Origin of the sequence: Actinophytocola sp. (genome assembly GCF_036555685.1) — a bacterium.
In the GTDB taxonomy this organism is placed as follows: domain Bacteria; phylum Actinomycetota; class Actinomycetes; order Mycobacteriales; family Pseudonocardiaceae; genus Actinophytocola.
This window is the reverse complement of the sequence record NZ_DATBKY010000010.1, coordinates 1-3,396: the sequence shown is the minus strand read 5'-3', so window position 1 is coordinate 3,396 and position 3,396 is coordinate 1. Positions and strand designations below refer to the sequence as shown.

5 protein-coding genes are annotated in these 3,396 nt (G+C 73.0%); 3 read left to right on the top strand and 2 right to left on the bottom strand.

The window, feature by feature from the left end; all coding sequences use genetic code 11:
• Both VH969_RS01015 and VH969_RS01010 read right to left on the bottom strand, forming a co-directional pair.
• The coding region (locus tag VH969_RS01015; RefSeq protein WP_331968766.1) for an alpha-amylase family glycosyl hydrolase at positions 1-1,079 on the bottom strand (1,079 nt) is incomplete at its 3' end.
• Positions 1,080-1,083: 4 nt separating this feature from the next.
• Positions 1,084-1,656: a GNAT family N-acetyltransferase gene (locus tag VH969_RS01010; RefSeq protein WP_331968763.1), complete on the bottom strand. Its 573-nt coding sequence runs from the start codon at positions 1,654-1,656 to the stop codon at positions 1,084-1,086.
• Between the two features lie 63 nt (positions 1,657-1,719).
• Between VH969_RS01010 and VH969_RS01005 the strand changes: the two genes are divergently transcribed.
• The 3 genes from VH969_RS01005 to ku all read left to right on the top strand — a co-directional run.
• On the top strand, positions 1,720-2,526 hold the full coding sequence (locus tag VH969_RS01005) for a class I SAM-dependent methyltransferase (RefSeq protein WP_331968760.1): 807 nt from the start codon (positions 1,720-1,722) through the stop codon (positions 2,524-2,526).
• Positions 2,527-2,600: 74 nt separating this feature from the next.
• Positions 2,601-2,891, top strand: coding sequence for a hypothetical protein (locus tag VH969_RS01000; RefSeq protein ID WP_331968757.1), 291 nt, complete (start codon positions 2,601-2,603; stop codon positions 2,889-2,891).
• A 73-nt stretch (positions 2,892-2,964) separates the two neighbouring features.
• The coding region (gene ku, locus VH969_RS00995; RefSeq protein WP_331968754.1) for a non-homologous end joining protein Ku at positions 2,965-3,396 on the top strand (432 nt) is incomplete at its 3' end.

The following is a 3,396-nucleotide window of genomic DNA, read 5'->3' as shown; positions in this document are numbered from 1 at the left end:
GCCCGCGCCCGCCGGGTGCCCAGCTCCAGGTCGGTCGGCACGTTGAACTGCCGGTTGCCGAAGTCGAAGCTGGTGTCGGCCCGGCCGTACCGGGTGACGTGCCGGGTCACGTCGTGGTTGGACAGCACCCAGGTGGCCGGTGCGTGCACCGGCGCGTGCGCGGCCAGCGTGGCGTCCACGACCGAGCGCATTCGCCGCGCGTCCCACGGGCAGGACAGGAAGTCGAAGTTGAACGCCGAGTGCAGCTCGTCCGGCCGCAGGTACATCGCGAACCGCGCCGGGTCGGGCAGCCACATCTCGCCGACGAACACGCGCCCGCCCGGGTAGCCGTCCGCGATCCGCCGCCACGCGCGGTAGACGTCGTGCACGCCGTCCAGGTCGGAGTAGGGGAGCGGGCCGTCGGCCGGGTAGACCGCGTCCGGCAGCCCGCCGGCCTTCACCAGCCCGTCGGCGACGTCGATGCGGAACCCGTCGACGCCGCGGTCGAACCAGAACCGCAGGATGTCCTCGAACTCCCCGGCGACCGACGGGTTCGTCCAGTTCAGGTCCGGCTGGCGCGCGGAGTACAGGTGCAGGAACCACTCGCCGGGCGACCCGTCCGGCTCGGTGACCCGCGTCCACGCCGGGCCGCCGAAGCGGGACTGCCAGTTGTTCGGCGGCTGCTCGCCCCGCTCGCCGCGGCCGGGGCGGAACCAGAAGCGCTCCCGTTCCGGCGAGCCCGGCCCGGCCGCGAGCGCCGCGGCGAACCACGGGTGCTCGTCGGAGCAGTGGTTGGGGACGATGTCGATGATGATCCGGATGCCGAGCGCATGCGCCTCCCCGATCAGCCTCTCCGCCTCGGCCAGGGTGCCGAAGACGGGCTCGATGCCGCGGTAGTCGGAGACGTCGTAGCCGCCGTCGTCCATCGGCGACGGGTACCACGGGTTGAACCAGATCGCGTCGACGCCGAGGCCGGCCAGGTACGGCAGCCGCGTCCGCACGCCGGCGAGGTCGCCCGTGCCGTCGCCGTCGCCGTCGGCGAAGCTGCGGATGTAGACCTGGTAGATCGCGGCCGAGCGCCACCAGTCCCGCTGTGCCACCGGATCACCCTCTCGTGCGTTCGCTTGCGGCCTCCCACGCGTCACGATCGAGGGTGTACCGGACCTCGCCGTGCTCGGAGCCCTCGATCGGCGCGTACGGCGGGAAGAACGTGTACGCCAGGCGCATGCCGAGCTTCTCCAGCACCCGCCGGGAGCGCGCGTTGACGGTCATGGTCTCCGCGAAAGCGCGTCGCAGCCCCCGCTCGGTGAACCCGTAGCGCAGCAGCGCGCGCGAGCCCTCGGTGGCGTATCCCTTGCCCCACGCGGGTTTGCGCAGCCGGTAGCCGAGCTCGGCCTCGTCCGGCGCCGAGTCGGCGCGCGGCAGCAGCATGAACCAGCCGATGAACTCGCCGTCGTCCCTGCGCTGCCCGGCGAACGCGCCGAAGCCCGGGTACCGGCCGTAGTCACGCAGCATGGCCGGCAGCACGGCCGTCTCGATCCGGATCCGCGGGGTCGGCACGCCGCCGGTGGTGTAGCGCATGACCTCCGGGTCGCCGTCCAGCTCGACCAGGTGCTCGGAGTCCTCCTTGGTCAACCGGCGCAGCACGAGCCGCTCGGTCCCGGCGACGACATCCATGCGGCGGATCCTGTCAGAAATACGCAACCGGGGCCGCCCGGTTTTCCACTATGTTCGCGATACGTGAGCAGTTCCGCGTACGTCCTCGCCCGCACGTCCGACGAGTACCGCCGCCTGCGGCTGCAGTCGGCCATCTGGGAGCCCGCCACCGCGCGCTTCCTCGACCGGGTCGGGATCCGGCCCGGCATGCGGTGCCTCGACGTCGGCTGCGGTCCGGGCGAGGTTATGCGGCTGCTCGCCGAGCGGGTCGGCCCGGGCGGGTCGGTCACCGGCGTCGACGCCGACGGGGACACCGGGCGGCAGGCTCGCGAGGTCCTCCGCGCCACGGTCGAGACGCCGGTCGAGTTCGTCGAGGGCAGCTTCCACGAGGTCGAGCCGGGCACGTTCGACGTGGTCTACGTGCGGCTCGTGCTCATGCACCTCGCCGACCCGGCCGCGTTGCTGCGCCGGCTCTACGGCTGGGTCGTACCCGGCGGCGTGCTGGTCGTGCAGGACTACGACACGGCGGGCATGGACATGTACCCCCGGCGGGACTGCTGGGACGAGTTCACCCGGGTCATGGACGGCGTCTTCGCGAAGACCGGCGGCGACCCGCGCTGCGGGCTGCACCTGCCGGCGAGCTTCCTCGCGGCCGGCATCGGCGCACCCGACGGCACCGACGTCGCCGGGGTGCTCGCCCCGATCGCGGACACGGGCGGCTTCTGCCAGGCGTCGTACTCGAGCGCGCTGCCCGCGGCCCTGCGGCTCGGCATCACCACGCGGGAGAACGCCGACCGCTTCCGCGCGGAGTTCGACGAGGCCGCGGCGGACCGGGCCAACTACGTGCGGCTGCCGACGATGGTCGGCGCCTTCCGGCGCAAGCCGGAGTGATCGGTGTGTCGCCCCGCGGCGCGTACCGCGAGGTGGCAGCATGAGCGCGTCCCCGAGCTGGAGGGCGGTGCGAGGTGGCGGATCGTGAGCTGGTTCTCCCGGCCACGGTGTTGACGTCGCACCTGGAGTCCTGCGCCGCCGAGCTCGCCGCCGACCCCGACCCGCCGGACGACCTCGCCGCGGTCGTCGGCCGGCTCGTGTCCGGGCAGCGGCACATCGCCGCCACGCTTGCCCGGCTGGCCGGTCAGCTCGACGGCGTGCCGGTCGCCGACCGGGACGCGCTGGCCGAGATACTGCGGGCCGCCGCGCGCGCGAGCGGGCACGCCGCGGATGCCCTCGCCGAGGGCGAACATATGTTCGAATAAACACCCGTTTGGCCCTGTGACCTGCCGACGAGCGGCGATAGTGTGATCTTGTCGTCGATCGGGGAGGTCTCCCATGCGTAGCGTCTGGAACGGCACGATCCGGCTCGGTGCGGCCACCATCCCGGTGCGTGCCTTCGGCGCCACCGAGGAGCAGGGCACCGGCCTGCACCACGTGCACGCGAGCGACGGCGGCCGGGTGCGGCACCGCAAGGTCTGCGAGGTCGACGGCCGGACGCTGCACGCCGACGAGGTCGCTCGCGGCTACGTGCTGCCGGGCGGTGAGACGGTCGTGCTCACCGACGCCGACCTCGCAAGGCTGCCGCTGCCGACGTCACGGGCGATCGACGTGCAGGCGTTCGCGCCGCTCGCGGAGATCGACCCGATCTACTTCGCACGGAGCTACCACCTGGAGCCGGAGCCGGCCGGCGTGCAACCGTACGTGCTGTTCAGCGAGGCGCTGCAGCAGTCCGGCCGGGTGGCGGTCGTCAAGGTCGCGCTGCGCGGG

What these genes read in the sequence shown, in the direction of transcription:
- VH969_RS01010 (WP_331968763.1), bottom strand. Translation starts at nt 1,656, where the DNA reads ATGGATGTCGTCGCCGGGACCGAGCGGCTCGTGCTGCGCCGGTTGACC.